Origin of the sequence: Allocoleopsis franciscana PCC 7113 (genome assembly GCF_000317515.1) — a bacterium.
Lineage (GTDB): Bacteria > Cyanobacteriota > Cyanobacteriia > Cyanobacteriales > Coleofasciculaceae > Allocoleopsis > Allocoleopsis franciscana.
In genome coordinates this window covers 3,218,967-3,237,694 of record NC_019738.1, presented here as the reverse complement: position 1 = coordinate 3,237,694, position 18,728 = coordinate 3,218,967, and the positions used below count along the sequence as shown (strand labels likewise).

At 47.2% G+C, this 18,728-nt stretch carries 16 protein-coding genes; 14 read left to right on the top strand and 2 right to left on the bottom strand.

Features of this window, described 5'->3' with window-relative positions; genetic code table 11:
* Positions 1-26: 26 nt before the first annotated feature.
* A complete protein-coding gene (locus MIC7113_RS13585) occupies positions 27-3,593 on the top strand; it encodes an AAA-like domain-containing protein (RefSeq protein ID WP_015182744.1) in 3,567 nt (1,188 codons plus the stop codon).
* Here the strand turns inward: MIC7113_RS13585 and MIC7113_RS13580 are convergent.
* Positions 3,586-5,238, bottom strand: coding sequence for a Ppx/GppA phosphatase family protein (locus MIC7113_RS13580; protein WP_015182743.1), 1,653 nt, complete (start codon positions 5,236-5,238; stop codon positions 3,586-3,588). The genes MIC7113_RS13585 and MIC7113_RS13580 overlap by 8 nt on opposite strands.
* Before the next feature lie 137 nt (positions 5,239-5,375).
* On the opposite strand from MIC7113_RS13580, the gene MIC7113_RS13575 reads away from it, so the two are divergent.
* The 8 genes from MIC7113_RS13575 (at position 5,376) to MIC7113_RS13540 (ending at position 13,863) form a co-directional block, all read left to right on the top strand.
* Entirely contained in the window at positions 5,376-6,260 is an 885-nt protein-coding gene (locus MIC7113_RS13575) for a 4-hydroxybenzoate solanesyltransferase (protein ID WP_015182742.1), read from the top strand.
* Between the two features lie 96 nt (positions 6,261-6,356).
* A complete protein-coding gene (locus tag MIC7113_RS13570) occupies positions 6,357-6,863 on the top strand; it encodes an SLOG cluster 4 domain-containing protein (protein WP_015182741.1) in 507 nt (168 codons plus the stop codon).
* A 257-nt stretch (positions 6,864-7,120) separates the two neighbouring features.
* Entirely contained in the window at positions 7,121-7,720 is a 600-nt protein-coding gene (locus MIC7113_RS13565) for a superoxide dismutase (protein WP_015182740.1), read from the top strand.
* A 174-nt stretch (positions 7,721-7,894) separates the two neighbouring features.
* Positions 7,895-8,101 carry a hypothetical protein gene (locus MIC7113_RS13560; protein WP_041780048.1) on the top strand — a complete coding sequence of 69 codons (207 nt, stop codon included), beginning with the start codon at positions 7,895-7,897 and terminating at the stop codon, positions 8,099-8,101.
* A gap of 243 nt (positions 8,102-8,344) precedes the next feature.
* Entirely contained in the window at positions 8,345-10,468 is a 2,124-nt protein-coding gene (gene ppk1 / locus MIC7113_RS13555) for a polyphosphate kinase 1 (RefSeq protein WP_041780804.1), read from the top strand.
* A 157-nt stretch (positions 10,469-10,625) separates the two neighbouring features.
* Positions 10,626-11,915 (top strand): glucose-1-phosphate adenylyltransferase, encoded by a 1,290-nt coding sequence (locus tag MIC7113_RS13550; RefSeq protein WP_015182737.1) that lies wholly within the window; start codon positions 10,626-10,628, stop codon positions 11,913-11,915.
* Positions 11,916-12,184: 269 nt separating this feature from the next.
* Positions 12,185-12,718: an AAA family ATPase gene (locus MIC7113_RS13545; protein ID WP_015182736.1), complete on the top strand. Its 534-nt coding sequence runs from the start codon at positions 12,185-12,187 to the stop codon at positions 12,716-12,718.
* 122 nt (positions 12,719-12,840) lie between these two features.
* On the top strand, positions 12,841-13,863 hold the full coding sequence (locus MIC7113_RS13540; protein ID WP_015182735.1) for a DnaJ C-terminal domain-containing protein: 1,023 nt from the start codon (positions 12,841-12,843) through the stop codon (positions 13,861-13,863).
* A 96-nt stretch (positions 13,864-13,959) separates the two neighbouring features.
* Here MIC7113_RS13540 and MIC7113_RS13535 read toward each other — a convergent pair whose 3' ends face one another.
* Entirely contained in the window at positions 13,960-15,006 is a 1,047-nt protein-coding gene (locus MIC7113_RS13535; RefSeq protein ID WP_015182734.1) for a leucine-rich repeat domain-containing protein, read from the bottom strand.
* Positions 15,007-15,266: 260 nt separating this feature from the next.
* Here MIC7113_RS13535 and MIC7113_RS13530 point away from each other — a divergent pair, with 260 nt between their 5' ends.
* The 5 genes from MIC7113_RS13530 to rtcA all read left to right on the top strand — a co-directional run bounded on the left by MIC7113_RS13530 (position 15,267) and on the right by rtcA (position 18,603).
* Positions 15,267-15,593 (top strand): DUF433 domain-containing protein, encoded by a 327-nt coding sequence (locus MIC7113_RS13530; protein WP_015182733.1) that lies wholly within the window; start codon positions 15,267-15,269, stop codon positions 15,591-15,593.
* Positions 15,594-15,729: 136 nt separating this feature from the next.
* The gene (locus tag MIC7113_RS13525) at positions 15,730-16,470 is read left to right on the top strand and encodes a hypothetical protein (protein WP_015182732.1); all 741 of its coding nucleotides are present in this window, start codon (positions 15,730-15,732) and stop codon (positions 16,468-16,470) included.
* Between the two features lie 26 nt (positions 16,471-16,496).
* Positions 16,497-16,955 carry a type II toxin-antitoxin system VapC family toxin gene (locus MIC7113_RS13520; RefSeq protein WP_015182731.1) on the top strand — a complete coding sequence of 153 codons (459 nt, stop codon included), beginning with the start codon at positions 16,497-16,499 and terminating at the stop codon, positions 16,953-16,955.
* A 199-nt stretch (positions 16,956-17,154) separates the two neighbouring features.
* Positions 17,155-17,379 carry a hypothetical protein gene (locus tag MIC7113_RS13515; protein ID WP_155897994.1) on the top strand — a complete coding sequence of 75 codons (225 nt, stop codon included), beginning with the start codon at positions 17,155-17,157 and terminating at the stop codon, positions 17,377-17,379.
* Between the two features lie 162 nt (positions 17,380-17,541).
* Positions 17,542-18,603: an RNA 3'-terminal phosphate cyclase gene (gene rtcA, locus MIC7113_RS13510; RefSeq protein ID WP_041780799.1), complete on the top strand. Its 1,062-nt coding sequence runs from the start codon at positions 17,542-17,544 to the stop codon at positions 18,601-18,603.
* Positions 18,604-18,728 lie beyond the last annotated feature (125 nt).

The following is an 18,728-nucleotide window of genomic DNA, read 5'->3' as shown; positions in this document are numbered from 1 at the left end:
ACGTTCCGTTTCCCCTTTCTCCCATCATGCTCACTGCCCAAAGCCCATCCTATGAATATCAAGTTGGCGGGAGTTTACCGCTTGATGCGCCTAGTTATGTCAGGCGTCAAGCTGATGATCAGTTGTATGAGGCGCTACTTAGAGGTGAGTTTTGCTATGTCCTCAACTCCCGGCAAATGGGTAAATCATCGCTTTGGGTACAGACGATGCACCGTTTGCAAGCGGAAGGTATTCGCTGCGGAGTCATTGATATCACAGCCATTGGTACTCAAGAGGTGACGCCAGAACAATGGTATGCCTCTGTTGTCGGTTCTCTGGGCAGCAGTTTCCAGCTTGACTTTAATTTACGAGCTTGGTGGCGCGATCGCACCCACTTATCCTTAGTCAATCGCCTGAGTGAATTTCTCGAAACCGTCTTGCTCGTTGAAATTCAGCAAAATGTCGTAATTTTTATCGATGAAATTGATAGTCTACTCAGTTTAGACTTCCCGACGGACGATTTCTTTGCCCTAATTAGGGCTATATACAACAAACGCGCTCAAAAGTCAAGCTACAAACGGCTGACGTTTGCCCTGTTGGGAGTAGCAACACCGCCAGATTTAATTGCCGACAAAAATCGTACACCGTTTAATATCGGACGGGCAATAGAACTCAAGGGATTTTCGTTAGACGAAGCCATCCCCCTGATGCCGGGATTAAAGAAGATTGCCAGTCAGCCAGATGCCTTGTTAGCTGAAATTTTGCGCTGGACAGGGGGACAACCGTTTTTAACACAAAAGTTGTGCCAGCTTACCTTGATGGCAACCAATCGCGTCAGCGTAATTCTTGCTGGGGATGAGGCACGTTGGGTGGAACAGTTGGTAGTCCGGCGCATCATTGACAACTGGGAATCTCAAGATGAGCCGGAGCATTTGAGGACAATACGCGATCGCATTTTGAGCAACTCTCAACGTGCGGCTCGATTACTCGGCATCTATCAACAAATCTTACAACGAGGGGAAATTGGCAGCGATGACTCGCCAGAGCAAATGGAACTGCTGCTGTCGGGTTTGGTGGAGAAACAGCAAGGTTTCCTCAAGGTGAAAAACCCCATTTATCAGAAGGTATTCGATTGGGAATGGGTAAAAGAACAATTAGCGTCTGTGCGCCCTTACTCTCAAGCTTTCGATGCTTGGATTGCTTCAAAACAACAGGATGCTTCACGTCTTCTCAGGGGACAAGCCCTCAAAGATGCTCAAACTTGGGCACAGGGCAAAAGTTTAAGCAATTTGGATTATCAATTTTTAGCCGCTTCTCAAGAATTAGACAGGCTGGAAGTACAACTGGCATTGGAGGCAGAACGAGCTAAGGAAGTAGAAGCCCGACTGGCAGAAGAACACAAGCGGTTAGTGTTAGAGCGAAAAACAGCAAAGCGACAGCGAAGGTTTATTGGGGCGTTGAGTGGGTTATTAATCGTTGCGATCGCATCTAGCCTTCTCGCCCTCTGGCAATATCATCGCGCCCTCACGAGTGAGCAGCAAGCCCGTATCAGCGAAATTCAAGCCCTCACCACCTCCTCCACAGGGCAATTTGCTTCTCAACAGCGATTAGATGCTCTCGTAACTGCCATCAAAGCAAGACGCAGGCTCGACAGTCTCCCTAATTCCAGCCCCCAGTTGCAATCTCAAGTGCAACAAGTGCTGCAACAAGCCATCTATGGAACAGCCGAATTCAATCGCCTGTCGGGGCATTCCAGCCCGGTTCTGGCCGTTGATGCTAGCCCAGATGGACAACTCATCGCCACCGGCGGCGGCGACCAAACAGCTAAGCTTTGGCAACGAGATGGTACCTTGTTGTATACTCTTGAGCACAAAGTTAGCAGCGTCTACGCCCTCCGTTTTACTCCCGACAGCCAGCGCCTAATAACATCCAGTGTGGATGGCAGCATTTATCTGTGGAGTCGGGAAGGCAAACTGCTCAAAACTTTTCAGGGACATAATGCGGCGATATGGGCGATTGCTGTGAGTCCTGACGGTAAGCGTATCGCCTCCGCCAGCGAAGACAGCACCATTCGTTTGTGGAGTATTGATGGCAAATTGCTCAAAACTCTAGCAGGACATCAAGGAGGGGTTTGGGGTGTTGCCTTTAGTCCGGATGGCAACCTGTTCGCCTCTAGCAGCGCAGACGGTACAGTCAAAGTCTGGACTCTCGATGGTGAACTGTTGAGAACCCTGGAAGGACACAGCGCCACCGTTTGGGACGTTGAGTTCGCCTTACTTGCCGACAAAAACGGCACAAAACGACCCACCCTTGTCTCTGCCAGCGCTGACAATACGGTTAAACTCTGGCAACCTGATGGAACGCTGCTACGTACTCTTAGCAGTCACAGTTCGGAAGTGTTTGAAATTGCTGTCAGCACAGCAGGCGATATGATTGCTTCGACTGGTGCTGACCAAATCATCAACCTTTGGAATCCGGATGGGACGTTGTTGAAAACCCTCAAAGGGCATCAATCGGGAATTCGAGCCGTTACCTTTATTCCTAACAGTAAAATCGTTGTCTCCGTTAGCGATGACAATACCGCTCGACTGTGGAACCCAATCAGTCCTTTCTCGAAAGTCCTTTACGGACATGGCGGAACCATTTGGGATGTGGGTTTCAGTCCCGAAGGTAAGATACTAGTTTCAGCGAGTTCAGATGGCAGCTTCAAACTGTGGGCGCGAGATGGCACGTTGCTGAAAACGTTTGCCGGAAACAAGGCTACCGTTTACGGCACTGCTTTCCTCCAAGGGGCGAGTTCTGCCAATGCTGCGCCCATCCTCGCTGCGGCTAGTGAAGACAAAACACTGAAATTCTGGCAGTTCGACGGGAAGCTGCTGAAAACCATAACAGGGCATAGCGCGGGAGTTTGGGATATCGCTGCAAGTCCAGATGGTCGCCTACTTGCTTCTGCCAGCAACGATAAAACCGTGAAACTGTGGAAGCCAGACGGCACTTTGTTGAAAACGTTCCAAGGACATCAAGCTAGGGTTTACGATGTAGACTTTACCCCTGACGGACAGAGGCTGGTTTCAGCCAGTAGCGACACTACTGCTCGGTTGTGGAGTCTTGACGGTCGGTTTTCCAAGATTCTCAAAGGTCATCGCAGCCCGATTTGGAAAGTTGCCATCAGTCCAGACGGTCGCACCTTGGCAACTGCCAGCAGGGATGACACGATTAAACTCTGGACAAGCGATGGCACGTTGCTCAAAACCCTCAAGGGAAATACGAGAGGTGTGATGGCAGTTGATTTCAGTCCAGACGGTCAAATGCTGGTGACTGGAGGCTCCACTGGCGTACTCAAGCTCTGGAAGATAGACGGAACAGAAATAACAACGCTAACCGGACATGAGGGAAACGTTTGGGGGGTGGCGTTTAGTCCCGATGGTAAACAAATTGCCTCTGCTGGAGACGATCGCACGGTGATTTTGTGGGATATGGAGCGAATTCTCAAACTCGATGAACTCGCTTATGCTTGCGATCGCGTGCGGGATTATCTCAAGATGAATGCTCAAGTTGACCCAGTTGAGCGCGATCTTTGCGATGGAGTCACAGCTCAATCTAAGATTAACTGACTGTCACTGGTGCCGATTCCAAAGTTGCCACTAACTTAACACCAAATTCCTCTTCAAAAACGCCTTTTTTGTAATTCAAACTCCACAGTTCCAACGCGCAATCATCTTCGGGTTGAGCAGGAAATAGACGCAGATGAAGTTCTTTTTCATGCGGACGATACTCACACTGCACTCGTGCGATCGCGCCAATTTGTCGGCGGTCAAGAGCCACCGCTAAACGTAACAACGCACTGAGCTGACACACGAGTTGCCGATGCTTTTTACTGGATAAATTGCTATAATTTTCGTGCTTTTTCTTGGGTGTACTCCGTCGATGATAACGCGCTAGATTGGCAATGATTTCAATTTCGGTTTCCAGAAAACCCAAAAGTTCAGCGTGGCGAATTAGATAATAAGAGTGCTTATGGTGAGCCGAATGATTCACATATAATCCACAGTTGTGCAAAATCGCTGCCGCCCACAGCAGTTCCCGTTCTTCACAATCCCAGTCATGGAGATGGCCTTTGGTTTGATTAAACAAACTCAAAACCAAGTTAGCAACTCGCTGGCTATATTCCGAATTCACCTGATATTTTTGAGCAATTTTCAAAACGCTCCGTTCGCGTACTGAACCTTGATAGCGCAGTCGGTCTTCAATCAATCCGTGGCTGAGCATCCAGTCAACAATCATCCCTTCTCGGAGTGCCCGTTCACCAATCATCAAGCACTCAACCCCCAGCATTGTCATCGCTTCCACTAAAATTATTGCCCCTGCCACAATAATTTCTGAGCGTCGATCTGACATCCCTGAGATGGCTCCCCGTTCCGCGCAACTCATTGAGGCTAAGCGCTTGACCATTTCTTTGAGGTCTTTGCGACTCATTTGGTAGCCGTTGAGGGTATTTGGCACCGTTCCCAGCTTTTCTCTCGCGTGCAGGGTTGCCAGGGTTTCAATCGTGCCAGAGGTTCCCACCAAACGAAGCTCTTCGCCCGGTTGCCGATGAGACAGTAACTCTTCAACCGGTCGCTCTAACATCCCCCGGATATAAGCTTGCAAGTATTGAAACTCGCCCAGACTGATGGGGTCAGTGGTGATAAACTCAGCCGTGAGACGAACCGCCCCTATTTTCGTACTGCTCAGGTAACGGGGTTCATGACTATCCCCCAAAATCAATTCCGTCGAACCACCACCAATATCAATAATGGCATGGGGCTGGTTGTTGAATTCCATCCCCGACAGAACACCCAAATAAATCCGTCGGGCTTCTTCGGGACCTGAAATGAGGTTGACAAATAACCCTAAGTCTGATTGGATTTGCTTTAAAAAGGCTCGTCCGTTCGGTGCCTCACGCACAGCACTCGTGGCAACAGCAACAATTTGTTCGGCATTGCAGCTTTTTGCCAAGTCTTGGCAACGTTGCAAAGCACCGAGCGATCGTTCCATGGCTTCTGGTGTCAACTCCCCTGTTTTGGGATGGCGATCGCCTAAGCGTACTGTCTCTTTCTCTCTGGCGATAATCGTAAATGACGGTAGCGTTGGCTCAATCTCCACAACCACCATGTGAATCGAATTTGTCCCAATGTCGATCGCTGCCAGAATGCAGTTTTGATCAAGATTAGGAGTGCAATCTGTGATAGAACTTTCTTTCGTTAAGGAATCAACCATGCCCTTGTATTCCAGCTAAAAACACCAGCCCAGCCTCTAGGAATAACAGTCCTGTTTAAAGGGAATAAAGTAAATAGGCACTATATCCTAGATAGAAATCCCCCATCGGGAAGAATCAACCATCCTGAATTTATTCCATGCTGACTCAACCCCAACAAAACCCTGTACCAAGCTGGCTAAGGATTATTCGACTCCTGCGATGGGATAAGCCAGCAGGACGCCTGATTTTGATGGTACCTGCATTGTGGGCTGTCTTTCTAGCTGCTAATGGCATACCTCCTGTCCCCTTAGTCGGGGTGATTATCCTGGGAACCTTAGCCACCAGTGGTGCCGGTTGTGTGATTAATGATTTGTGGGATAGAGATATTGACCCTCAAGTGGAACGCACACGCGATCGCCCCCTCGCCTCTCGTGCGCTCTCGATCCAAGTGGGTATCATTGTGACCTTAGTGGCAATGTGTTGTGCGGGCGTCCTCGCTCTTTATCTCAATTCTTATACCTTCTGGCTGTGCGTTGCTGCTGTCCCCGTCATCGTCTTTTACCCATCCGCCAAGCGAGTCTTTCCCATTCCCCAGTTAGTCCTTTCCATCGCTTGGGGTTTTGCGGTTCTCATCAGTTGGAGTGCCGTAACCGCTAATCTGCAACCCGCAACTTGGATACTGTGGGGGGCAACCGTGCTTTGGACATTGGGCTTTGATACGGTTTATGCTATGTCCGATCGCGAAGATGATCAGCGGATTGGGATTAACTCTAGCGCTATCTTTTTTGGTGATTATGCGGCTGAAGCTGTGGGTGTTTTTTTTGTGGGTACTGCTGGATTACTCGCTTGGTTAGGTGTGGTGATGCAGTTGCATCTTGGTTTTTGGCTAGGATTGGGAATTGCGATCGCACTTTGGGCTTGGCAATATACCCGACTGTGCCAAAAAGACCTTCCCAGACCGGCTTATGGTGAGATTTTTCGGCAAAATGTTTGGATTGGCTTTATTATCCTGGCTGGGATGATTACTGGCTCTATTTTTTAGCGTCTTATTTATAGCAGTTCTCGATTGAGTGGAGTACATCTAACTTCTGCCTTTTGCCTTCTGCCTTTTGCCTTTTGCTATAACTATCGCTAACGTATGAGAAAAATTATCATTGGGGTGATGGGGCCAGGAACTGGAGCCTCAGAGACTGACTGGGAAAATGCCTATACAATAGGTACCTTGATTGCTCAAGAAGGATGGGTACTCCTGACGGGGGGCAGAAATGTGGGTGTGATGGACGCTGCCAATCGTGGGGCAAAATCTGCCAATGGCCTGACGGTTGGTATTCTGCCTGATGCTGGCGATAGCGGTGTCTCTGACGCCGTTCATATTGCCATTTTTACAGACATGGGTAGTGCTCGAAATAATATCAATGTCCTCTCCAGTGATGGGGTGATTGCCTGCGGGATGGGGGCTGGCACCGCCTCTGAAGTGGCACTGGCTTTAAAAGCCAATAAACCCATTGTTTTATTGACACAAGACCGAGAAAGTCAACGATTTTTTCAACACTTGTCGCACCATCATATTTGGATAGCGACAAGTCCAAAAGATGCGATCGCATTCCTTAAACAAGCCTTAACCCGTCGTGGTAAAACTCCGTAATATTGATTCGATGAGATTAACCTTATTGCCCAAAGTTTGATTAACGATTAACAGCACGAATGCCTTAAATAAGTCTTCTACCTTTGGATATAGAAGGATTATGTTCAGAGCAATACAGCCTTTGGGCTACAATGATATTGTTAAATTTTATGGCATCAGCTATAGGAAATTTAAGCTGATTATCGTGAAGTTTGCAATGAGTCTAGCTTCGCGATTCGCTTTAAGCTAGAAGGCAGTTTTGAGAGGATTGAACCGAAATGGGATACGAACTTCCCCCTTTACCATACGCTTACGATGCGCTTGACCCTTACATCACTGCTAAGACGTTTGAGTTCCATCACGACAAGCATCACGCGGCTTACGTGACCAATTACAATAACATGATCAAGGACACGGATTTAGCCGATAAGTCGATTGAGGAAGTGATCAAGGCAACCTACAATGACTCGTCCAAGGGTGGCATCTTCAACAATGCAGCACAAGCTTGGAACCACACATTCTTCTGGAATGGCATGAAGCAGGGTGGCGGCGGTGCCCCAACCGGTGCGATCGCAGCGAAGATTGATTCGGACTTAGGTGGCTACGATAAGTTCAAAGAAGAGTTTAAAAAAGCCGCCGCTACCCAGTTCGGCAGTGGCTGGGCTTGGCTCGTACTCGACAATGGTACGCTAAAAATCACCAACTCTCCCAATGCCGTCAACCCATTAGCATTAGGGCTAACTCCTTTGCTAACTCTGGATGTTTGGGAACACGCTTACTACTTGGATTACCAAAACAAGCGTCCCGACTTCATCGACGCTTTCATCAACCACTTGATTAATTGGGACTTTGTTAACGAGAATATGGCTGCCACCTAAGAAACGTTAACTACAAGGGGACACTCAGCGATCGCGTGTGGGCTACGGCAACATCCAGTGTACTAGGAGCGATCGCGATTCCCTCTCACATTGAGCAAGCGATCAAATCAAAAGACAGTCATGGGAAAAAATCGTGGCTGTCTTTTATGATCAATGAGTTACATCCAAAGAGTTATGGATAGTAAAGATTTAGCCCAATACATCGAAAGCACAAATAGCATTTCCAAGCCTTGGCTACTGGTGCAACTCCGATTGAAGAAACTCCAAGAGCAACGAGAAACACTTTCACCCGAAGAATATGCCACAGGACTCGCTGATATTCATCAGGATCTAATGAAATTAGGTGAATGGTGGCACGGTATCGAAGACGAGGTTTTTTGAAGTCACCAGGAATAAACATTCTTAACCTGCAACCTTACCTTCTAACCTTCCCACTCATTTTCAAAATAAGTTCTAGAACGCTTCAGTTCAGGGTACTATGAAGTCGCAACCCCTAGTGAACCCACTAGGAGATCAGGCGTTGTGGCGCGCTATCTGGTGCAGCGTACTCTGGCACACCCTCCTCAACAACTGACTGATGCGGCAAGCGATCAATCTGGGACAGGACAAAGCCAACTCAAAATTATGGCTAAATCATCGAAAACGACCATCACGGACATTAATCTAGGTGACCCGCAATATTACTTTAATCGGGAACTCAGTTGGCTAGAGTTTAATGATCGGGTGTTGCATGAAGCCACAGACCCCCGGACGCCTCTGTTGGAGCGTCTCAAGTTCATGAGCATTTTTAGCTCGAATCTGGATGAATTCTTCATGGTTCGTGTTGCGGGTTTAAAGCAACAGCTAGAGGCAAATGTGAGAAAGTTGACGCCGGATGGTCGAACACCAAGCCAACAGTTGGAGGCCATTAGTGATCGATTACGTCCCCTGATCAATGAACAGCATCAACACTTTGAGAAAGTCCTGCGCTCGCAACTGGCACGAGAAGGCGTCCATTTTTTAGATTACATGGACTTGAATCAGGAACAACGGACTTACCTGCAAAACTACTTTGAAGAGCAAATTTTTCCGGTTCTCACCCCCCTCGCCGTTGACCCCAGCCATCCATTTCCTTACATTTCCAATCTCAGTTTGAATCTGGCTGCGGTTGTAAAAGATCCAGACACGGGAGAAGAGTTATTTGCACGGGTGAAAGTGCCTAAAGTTTTGCCTCGGTTTGTGCCTTTGCCTGACTCGTTACGTCACCGCAAAAAAGAGCGATCCGCCGTGTGGACAGGTGTGCCTCTAGAACAAGTCATTGCTCATAACTTGGAATCTCTATTTCCAGGAATGAATATTCTGGAGTATCATCCCTTTCGGATTACCCGCAATGCAGACCTAGCCGTCGAAGAAGATGAAGCGGACGACCTGCTGTTGGCGATTGAGCAGGAACTTAGGAAACGACGTGTTAGCGGTTCTGTCGTGCGGATGGAAATTCATGTCACAATGCCCGATACCGTGCGGGAGATGCTGATGCGGGAGTTAAAGCTCCAGAAGAGCGATATCTATGAGGTAGACAGTTTACTGGGTTTGGGCGATTTGATGGGTTTGATGGATTTGCCACTCCCGGAACTCAAAGACCCCCCTTGGACCCCCGTCGTACCCTCCCGGTTGCGAACCCCCTCAGCAGAAGAGGAAGAGGAAGATTTATTCAGCGTGATTTGCCGTGCGGATTTACTGCTACACCATCCCTATCAGTCCTTTTCCGGAACGGTGCTGCGGTTTATTACCCAGGCGGCTCACGATCCGGGGGTGCTCGCCATCAAGATGACACTCTACCGGACATCCGGTGATTCACCCATTCTCAACGCCTTGATTTCGGCGGCAGAAAATGGTAAACAAGTGGCGGTACTTGTAGAGCTAAAAGCCCGTTTTGATGAAGAGAACAATATTCTCTGGGCACGCAAGTTAGAACAAGCAGGGGTGCATGTTGTTTATGGTTTGGTGGGGTTGAAGACTCACACCAAAGTCGTCCTAGTTGTGCGTCGGCACGACAACAAAATAAAACGCTATGTTCACATCGGTACGGGCAACTATAATCCTAAAACCGCCAGAATTTATACTGATTTGGGTATATTGAGCTGTCGGGATGATTTGGGGGCAGATTTAACCGATTTGTTTAACTTTTTGACGGGTTACTCACGGCAACGGTCTTATCGGAAGTTATTGGTCGCGCCAGTGAATTTGCGCGATCGCTTCCTGGCTTTGATTAACCGCGAGATCGAAAATTGCCGACAGGGTGGAACGGGTCGTATCGTTGCCAAAATGAATGCTCTGGTTGACCCACAAATTATTACCACTCTCTATGAGGCTTCCCGTGCAGGGGTTCAAATTGACTTAATTGTCCGAGGCATTTGCTGTCTGCGTCCCGGACTTCCAGGAGTCAGTGAAAATATTCGTGTGATTAGTGTGGTCGGTCGCTTTTTAGAACACTCACGGATTTATTACTTTCACAATCAAGGTAAAGAGGAGGTGTATATTGGCAGTGCAGACTGGATGCGTCGTAATCTGGATCGACGAGTAGAGGCCGTTGTGCCCATTGAAGACCCAGAGATTGTCAAAGACCTGCAAGAGATTTTGGCAATCATGATGGCAGATAACCGTCAAGCTTGGGAACTCCAACCCGACGGTAGCTACATCCAACGACATCCGGCTGACGGAACCAACGAGCAATGCGCCCAGAAGATATTAATGGAAATGGCAAACTAACCCGTTAAGAGTCTTGAATTCATTTCTAACTCTTGACTAAACAAGTCTGAAGTGTACAAGCTGAACTTCAGCCTTTTATCCCCTGTTCCCCCTTGCCATCTGTTACTTAGAATCGCACACTAAACTTAACAATTTACTTGCAGTCGAGAGGTTATTTGTGAAAAGAGTCTTAGGAATTATTCTCGGAGGTGGTGCAGGGACACGCCTTTATCCCCTAACCAAACTGCGGGCTAAACCGGCTGTACCCTTAGCCGGGAAGTATCGCCTGATTGATATTCCAGTCAGTAACTGTATTAACTCAGATATCCTGAAAATCTACGTTCTGACCCAATTTAACTCAGCTTCCCTGAATCGCCACCTAGCCCGTACCTACAACTTTGCTGGCTTCAGTGACGGGTTTGTTGAAGTCCTCGCCGCTCAACAGACGGCAGAAAATCCCAGTTGGTTCCAAGGTACTGCCGACGCCGTGCGTCAATACCTTTGGCTGATGGAGGAGTGGGAAGTTGATGAGTTCCTGATTTTATCCGGTGATCATCTCTACCGGATGGACTATCGCTTATTTGTCGAACGTCATCGCGACACGAACGCAGATATCACCCTCTCCGTTGTCCCCATTGACGAGAAACGGGCATCAGATTTTGGTCTGATGAAAATTGATCATACAGGTCGAATCGTTGATTTTAGCGAAAAGCCCAAAGGGGATGCCCTGAAAAAAATGCAGGTGGATACAACCACACTGGGCTTAGACGCTGAACAGGCACAAAAAATGCCCTACATCGCTTCAATGGGGATTTATGTCTTCAAAAGAGATGTTTTAATCGATTTGCTGAATAAATCTCCCGATCAAACCGATTTTGGTAAAGAAATTATCCCGGCTTCAGCCAAGGACTATAACGTTCAAGCCTATCTCTATAACGGTTATTGGGAAGACATTGGAACAATTGAGTCCTTCTACGAGGCGAACCTAGCACTGACTCAGCAACCGCGCCCACCCTTTAGCTTTTATGAGGAGCGAGCTCCTATCTACACTCGCGCCCGTTACTTGCCTCCGACTAAGCTTTTAGATTGCCAAGTAACGGAATCCATGATTGGGGAAGGCTGCATTCTCAAACAATGTCGGATTAACCATTCTGTGCTGGGAATTCGTTCGCGGGTTGAAGCGGGTTGCATCATTGAAGATACCTTGATTATGGGGGCAGACTTCTATGAACCGTTCGCCGAGCGGCAATCTGACTGTGACACCACCAGAGTTCCCCTAGGGATTGGTTCCAACTCAACGATTCGCCGTGCGATTATTGATAAAAACGCTCGCATTGGCTGCGATGTGCAAATTATCAATAAAGATAGAGTGGAGGAAGCAGAGCGGGAGAATCAAGGCTTTTTCATCCGTAACGGCATTATTGTCGTGTTCAAAAATGCTGTAATTCCGGATGGGACAATCATTTAGCCCTGAGTCTTCAATGAATGGGTATTACAGGTTGTAAGGTCAATCCGTTGAACGTTAAAAGAGCGGTTGGAACTTTTACAAGTTCAATTGACTCAGATCTGGCACCAAGTCCTTTTACCCTCCCCAGCCCTCTCCTTAATTAGGGGAGGGAGCTAGATTCGAGGATGAGGAGCGTCGGGGGGTGATGCAAGATGTGAATGGATTCCTTCAACCTGTCAATTTTTCCTTTAGGGAACGCTAGGCGAACCATCTGAATCAATTTCAACTCAATGACCAAGCTGATTCTGCTGATAGGGCTTCCTGGGAGCGGTAAATCTACGCTGGCTCGTAAACTATTGGTTGAATGTCCTGAACGTCATCTAATTTCGACCGATTCTATCCGCGCTCAATTGTTCGGGTCTGAAGAGGTTCAAGGCTCCTGGTTATTGGTATGGCATCAGGTACAAGAGCAAATGCGTCAGGCTGTGGCTGTTTCGCCCCTGACGATTTATGATGCGACTCATGCGGTGCAACGTTACCGAAAAGAAGCGATCGCCCTAGCGCGTGAGGTCGGTTTTACCCGTCTGATTGGTGTATGGTTAGATACACCCCTAGTACTGTGTTTGGAACGAAATCAAAGGCGAAAGCGCCAGGTTCCAGAAGAAGTGATTTTGCAGATGCACGCCTCACTGCTGAGCGCTCCGCCCACACAGGAAGAAGGATTTGATTACCTAATGTGTTACTCATCGGCAAGGTGTGGAAATTGCGATCGCCTGGATGAGAAAGAACCGAACTCAATACCTTTGACAGCTTTGTTACCCTAGCTTTGAGGTATATCAACCCTATTCTACCTGGACAATTTGCTGACTTGAATGGTTGCAGCGCCCTGAGGTCAGGATAGGACAAAACTTAAACTAAATTATTAAGAGTAAAGGAGAAACCCTTCATGGCTGCGACCGACTTTAAAGACTATTACGCCATCCTCGGACTCACTAAAACCGCCAGTGCGGATGAAATCAAAAAGTCCTATCGACGGCTCGCTCGAAAGTACCACCCGGACATGAACCCTGGTGATAAACAAGCAGAGGCTCGCTTTAAAGAAGTTAGTGAAGCCTACGAGGTATTATCGGATACAGAAAAACGCCAAAAATATGATCAATTTGGTCAGTATTGGAGGCAAGCCGGACAAGGATGGCCTAGTGGTGGTGGTGGAGTCGGAGTAGATCCCAACGGCTTTGACTTTAGCCAGTATGGCAGCTTTGATGAGTTTATCAACGAATTGCTGGGTCGCTTTAACACGGGCGCAGGTGGAAGCAACCGTCGGACTTATACCTATCGCACAGGCACAGGTGGCTCTACCGGGTTTAACGATTTTGGTGGCTTCGGTGGATTTAATGACTACTCAGGTGTTGAGAATAACACAACGGGAGCCGGTGGCGATCGGCAAGCAACCCTCTCTCTGAGCTGGTCTGAGGCGTTCCACGGGGTTCAGAAACGTTTGAACTTGGGGACTGAAGTGATCGATGTTCGCATTCCGCCTGGGGCGAAACTAGGCAGCCGGATTCGAGTTCGAGGCAAAGGACAGGTCAATTCTTACAACCAGCAACGGGGCGATTTGTACCTGGATGTAGAACTCAAACCTCACTCTTTCTTCCAGTTCGATGGCGATAATCTGATTTGTGAAGTGCCTGTGACGCCAGATGAAGCTGTCTTAGGAGCATCTATTGAAGTACCAACACCCGATGGCACAGTGAATGTGAATGTTCCTGCGGGCATCCGTTCGGGTCAATCCTTACGGCTGCGTGGGAAAGGCTGGCCTCGTCCTAAGGGCGGACGGAGTGACCAGCTAGTGCGGATTGTGATTGTACCGCCGAAAGATCTGACGCCCATAGAGCGAGATTACTACGAAAAAATTCGCGCCAACCGCAGCTATAATCCTCGCAAGGATTTGCCACAAGTTCGGCTTTAAGAAATTAACTGAAGGCGGAGGTAAGTAATATCCATGATGAAACGACCCCCTAGATGAATCTAGGGGTTTAAAGCTAATGGTCACACGATTCGACAATCACTGCCGAAGATAGGCCAAAATAGCCTGAGTTCCTTGCTGAATAATTTCAGATGGAGGTGAAGTGAGTGGATTATTGTCGAGAGATAGACTGGTTAGATTCGTCAAAATTCCAATTTCTTTAGGGAGTGCTGTTAATTGATTACTGTAGAGAGAGAGTTTGGTTAAATGGGTAAGATTACCAATGGCTGTAGGTAATGAACTCAGTTGATTTTTGTAGAGAGATAGAGTCGTCAAATTGATGAGTTGACCCATCTCTTCAGGCAGGGATTTGAGTTGATTGCTGTCGATCGCTAAGGCCGTTAAATGGGTGAGATTGCCAATTTCTTTGAGCAGTTCTGTGAGTTTATTGTTATCCAGAGATAGCTGGGTCAGATTAGTGAGATTACCAATTTCTTTGGGCAGCGATGTGAGTTTATTGTTATCGATCGATAATCGGGTGAGATTGGTGAGATTGCCAATGTCTTGGGGTAGTTCTCTAAGTTGATTGTTATCCAGAGATAGACCTGTTAAATTGATGAAATTCCCAATTTCCTTGGGCAAAGTCATCAATTGATTATTATCGCAGGATAAACGGTTTAAATGGGTGAGATTGCCAATTTCTTTGGGGAGTCCTGTCAGTCGATTGCTATAAAGAGATAGCCGGGTGAGATTGATGAGTTTGCCAATCTCTTCGGGCAAGGCTGTTAGTTGATTGCTGTCCAAAGATAGCCCTGTCAGATTAGTGAGATTGCCAATTTCTTTGGGTAGTGCGGTGAGTTGATTGTTATCGAGGCATAGATCAGTCAGATTAGTGAGATTGCCAATTTCTTCGGGCAGTGCTTTGAGTTGATTGCCGCTGAGATCTAGCTCTTTGAGATTGGTGAGTTGACCGATTTCGGGTGGTAGCATCCCTAGTTGGTTTCCGTAGAGGGATAGTCTGGTGAGATGGGTGAGATTGCCAATTTCTGCGGGTAGTGTCGTCAGTTGATGGTTGTGGAGGTCAAGTGATGTTACTTTGTCGTTGGCGGCTTGTTCAATCAGTACGAGTAATTCTTCGTGTGTCATCCGTAAACCTTACAAATATACGTTTGTCCTGATGGGACATGAGGACTTGGAATAGTGACGTTCAGTTGCCATCTTAAGTTCTGGGCTGGGATAATGCGATCGCGCCTGTAATTCAGTTGTAAAGTCTCTGTAGGGAACAGGGGTAACGACGCTTACGGGTGGTTGGGTATTTGAGGAGAGGAATGCGATCTGTTGATAGCAGTAGTGCTTCACTATCGCACGGTTCAATTGTTAGGGGGATAAAACTTGGGTAAAAGCCGATGAACACGCAACTGGTTAATTCACTGGTGCAGATTATCGAATCCCTCACCCCAGAGGAACGCACCTTGCTGTTTGAACAACTAAGAAGCAAGTCAATCCAAGTGACGGCAGGTGTATGTGGTGGACAACCCCGCATTCGCAACACGCGCATCCCTGTCTGGACGTTGGTTGCTTTCCGCCAGCAGGGAGCAGATGATGAGGAATTATTGCGAAACTATCCCAGCCTTACGTCTAGCGATCTATCTGCTGCCTGGGCATACTACGAACAGCACCGAGAGGAAGGCGATCGCGCTATTGCTGCTCTTGATGAGGACGGGGATGGTTAAGTTCTACTCCAATGAGAACTGTCCAATGGATGTCGTGATGGAACTGAGCAGACTGGGCTATGATGTCCTCACTTCCTATGTCAAATTTATACCTCAACTTCTTTCTTTCATAAGTCCTTAGTTAGGGAATCTCATTATGCTTACAGCAACAGAAGATTCAATCAGGTCACTCTCAGAGAAGAATAGCGAAAACATTATTAACAGTTTGGATTCCGCAAAGATACTATTAGAACAGTTGTATGAATCTGGCGAAGGTCAATTCTCTAGAGAGGAAATTCTAGATGACTTAATGAAACTCGTAGAGATTTCCGAGCGTATAAAGTCAACAGGAAATCTTGGAGAGAAGATCGAAATCTTCTTTGGGGAGTATCAAACGCTCTCTAACCAACTCAAAACCAAATACAATGATTTCCTCCCCAGTAGAGTAGTTAAAAAGCTGGAAACTGAGGAAAAATATATGGAGGGATTTAAAAGACTGCTCATCGCTCAGGAGTATATGCTTCAGGCATTTGATGATAAATATCTAGTAGACCAAGCGGGGAAACTGTATACGGGAATGGTTAAGTTGTCAGAAGTCTTAGAACAGTATATTTTCTTCTCTCCTGACTGGTTGATAGAGATTGTCAAAAAAATACCATTAGCAATTCTTTCCGATCCAACTCTTCAGCCTGAGCAACCTGGCATTTCGCAAGAGGTAGTCAACTACCTAACGGCTCTTAAGAATACCTCAAGGGGTGTACTATGGCAGATTTATAATTACAAAAAGGAGAAAAAACACACTGTTGGAGAGTTATTAAATTGGCTCGAAATCGCACCTAGTTGGGCGGGGAATGATTTTGAGGAGTGCTTGGAATATGTCAATCGGACTAGGAAATAAGAACGTTTAATTTAGGTAAAATTCCGGTGTATCTGCTAGACACAAATCACTGTAGCTTCGTTCTTGTTCAAAGGGATGTACGGGTTATTCAAAAGCTAGAGTCACTCATGGTAGACAGTGAGATTGCTATAAATACAATCGTCTATGGTGAACTGATGACAATGATCGAAAAATCTCAAAGGAAGCAAGAAAATCTAGCCTTGCTTGAGGCATTTGTAAAAAGATTGAGAATTTATCCCATAGACGAAGAAACATCTAGAATTTACGGTAAATTCCACGCTGATATATTCGATACGTTTGCACCAAGAGAAAGAGTAAAACGCAGGAATTTTGACATTAAAGAGGCAGGTGTACGAATTAACGATTTGTGGATAGCCTGCACAGCAATACAACACAATCTAATAATTGTTTCAGAAGATGGAGATTTTCGAGTGATGAATCAAGTAAGAAATCTGAAACTAGAATGCTGGAAGGCGAATGAATAGTGCTACTCATCTCCAGCGGATTCTCGTTGATTCGCCTGTTAGAGCTGTATTACCTGCGATCGCATGATTGTAGTGGGCGGAGGATGTCAGAGTTTTTCGTTGGGACACTCGAACCTGATAAACCCCATTGAACAGTTTTCTTACTACTAGGGAACTAAGCTTTATGGATATGCATACCTGTAAAAAGTTAATATCCGAAATGGTATATGAAGACGATGTTCGCCAACCCCCCGATAATCTCCGTCGAGGCCAATTTAAAGCGGGATGGGAAGATGCTACAGTAAGGGACAAAATCTATACAGAAAATACCCTCAAAAAACTAACTTGGCATAATCTAGGATATCGGCTAGGAAAAAAATTTGGCGATAAGCATATCGATGAAATAAATGAGATATTTGATTGTTTTGCTAGCTATTATTACTGAGGATTCTGTCGTGTGAAGCGTGCAACTGGCAAAGTCTCGGAGGCGATCGCACCTTCCCCAATTACCCCACTAGCGGCGTATGCCCTTGGCGTTGCTGTGAAGATACCCTTACAGTGGACACAAAGCGCAAAAACCAGCCATAAAGACCATAATATAGCTAATATGCTTCACATCGACGGCTCCTACGGTGAGGGCGGCGGTCAAATCTTACGTACCTCCCTCAGCCTAGCTGCTATTACAGGCCAACCCATTCGCATCGATCGCATCCGTGCAGGTCGCAAAAAGCCAGGATTAGCCATTCAACACTTAACCGGTGTAAGGGCAGCAGCTACCATCTGCCAAGCCGAAGTGCAGGGAGATGCCCTCGGTTCCATGACACTGGAATTTATTCCCAGTTGTCCCGCCGTGGCTGGATATTACACCTTTGATGTTACCGAAACCACAGGCGCAGGCTCAGCGGGTGCCGTCACATTGATTTTGCAAACCATCCTGCTACCCCTCGCACTCGCCAAGGGTAACTCAGTGGTAACTCTCAAGGGAGGAACTCATGTGTCCTGGAGTCCACCCATCACCTATATCGAACAAGTTTATCTGCCCACCCTGAAACAGATGGGGGTGCAAGCACAGGTGCAGGTTCGTGCTTGGGGTTGGTATCCGCGAGGGGGTGGTGAGGTGGAATTGCGGGTAACTGGCGCTGGCGATAACCCCACATCGCCTCTAAGGGGTCTTCACTTACTCAAGCGAGGAGACTTGCAGCAGGTGCGGGGGTTAGCCGTCGTGACAGAACTTCCTTCCCATATCCCCCAACGGATGGCGATGCGGGCGGAAAATTTGTTGCAACAAGCCCATCTAAAAGGTAAAGTGCAGCCTGTGCGAGAGCGAGGTGTGGGGCCAGGAGCAGGCATCTTTCTGACGGCTGAATACGAGTACAGTCAGTCTGGATTTGGTGCTGTGGGAGAAATCGGACTGCCTGCCGAACGTGTGGCAGAAATCGCGACTGAAGAGTTGCTAGATTTTCATGCCAATGGGGCACCCGTCGATCAGTTTCTAGGCGATCAATTACTCTTACCAGCGGCTTTGGCATCAGAGGCAAGTCAGTACCAAGTGGCTGAAATTACCACGCACCTGACAACAAATGCTTGGGTGATCGAGCAATTTGGATTAGCCAAAGTCACTATCAATCAAGAGAATCAGATTGTTACTGTTGCACCTGTCGTGAAGTGATGCGATCGCTCTACTCTATAAAGTTAATTTTAAATCTGTAGAGTGCGTTAACGAAGTGTAACGCACCCGCTAATACTTTAAGTTAATGTTTATTTCAGAAATGACTTAAAATCATCATTTTTACA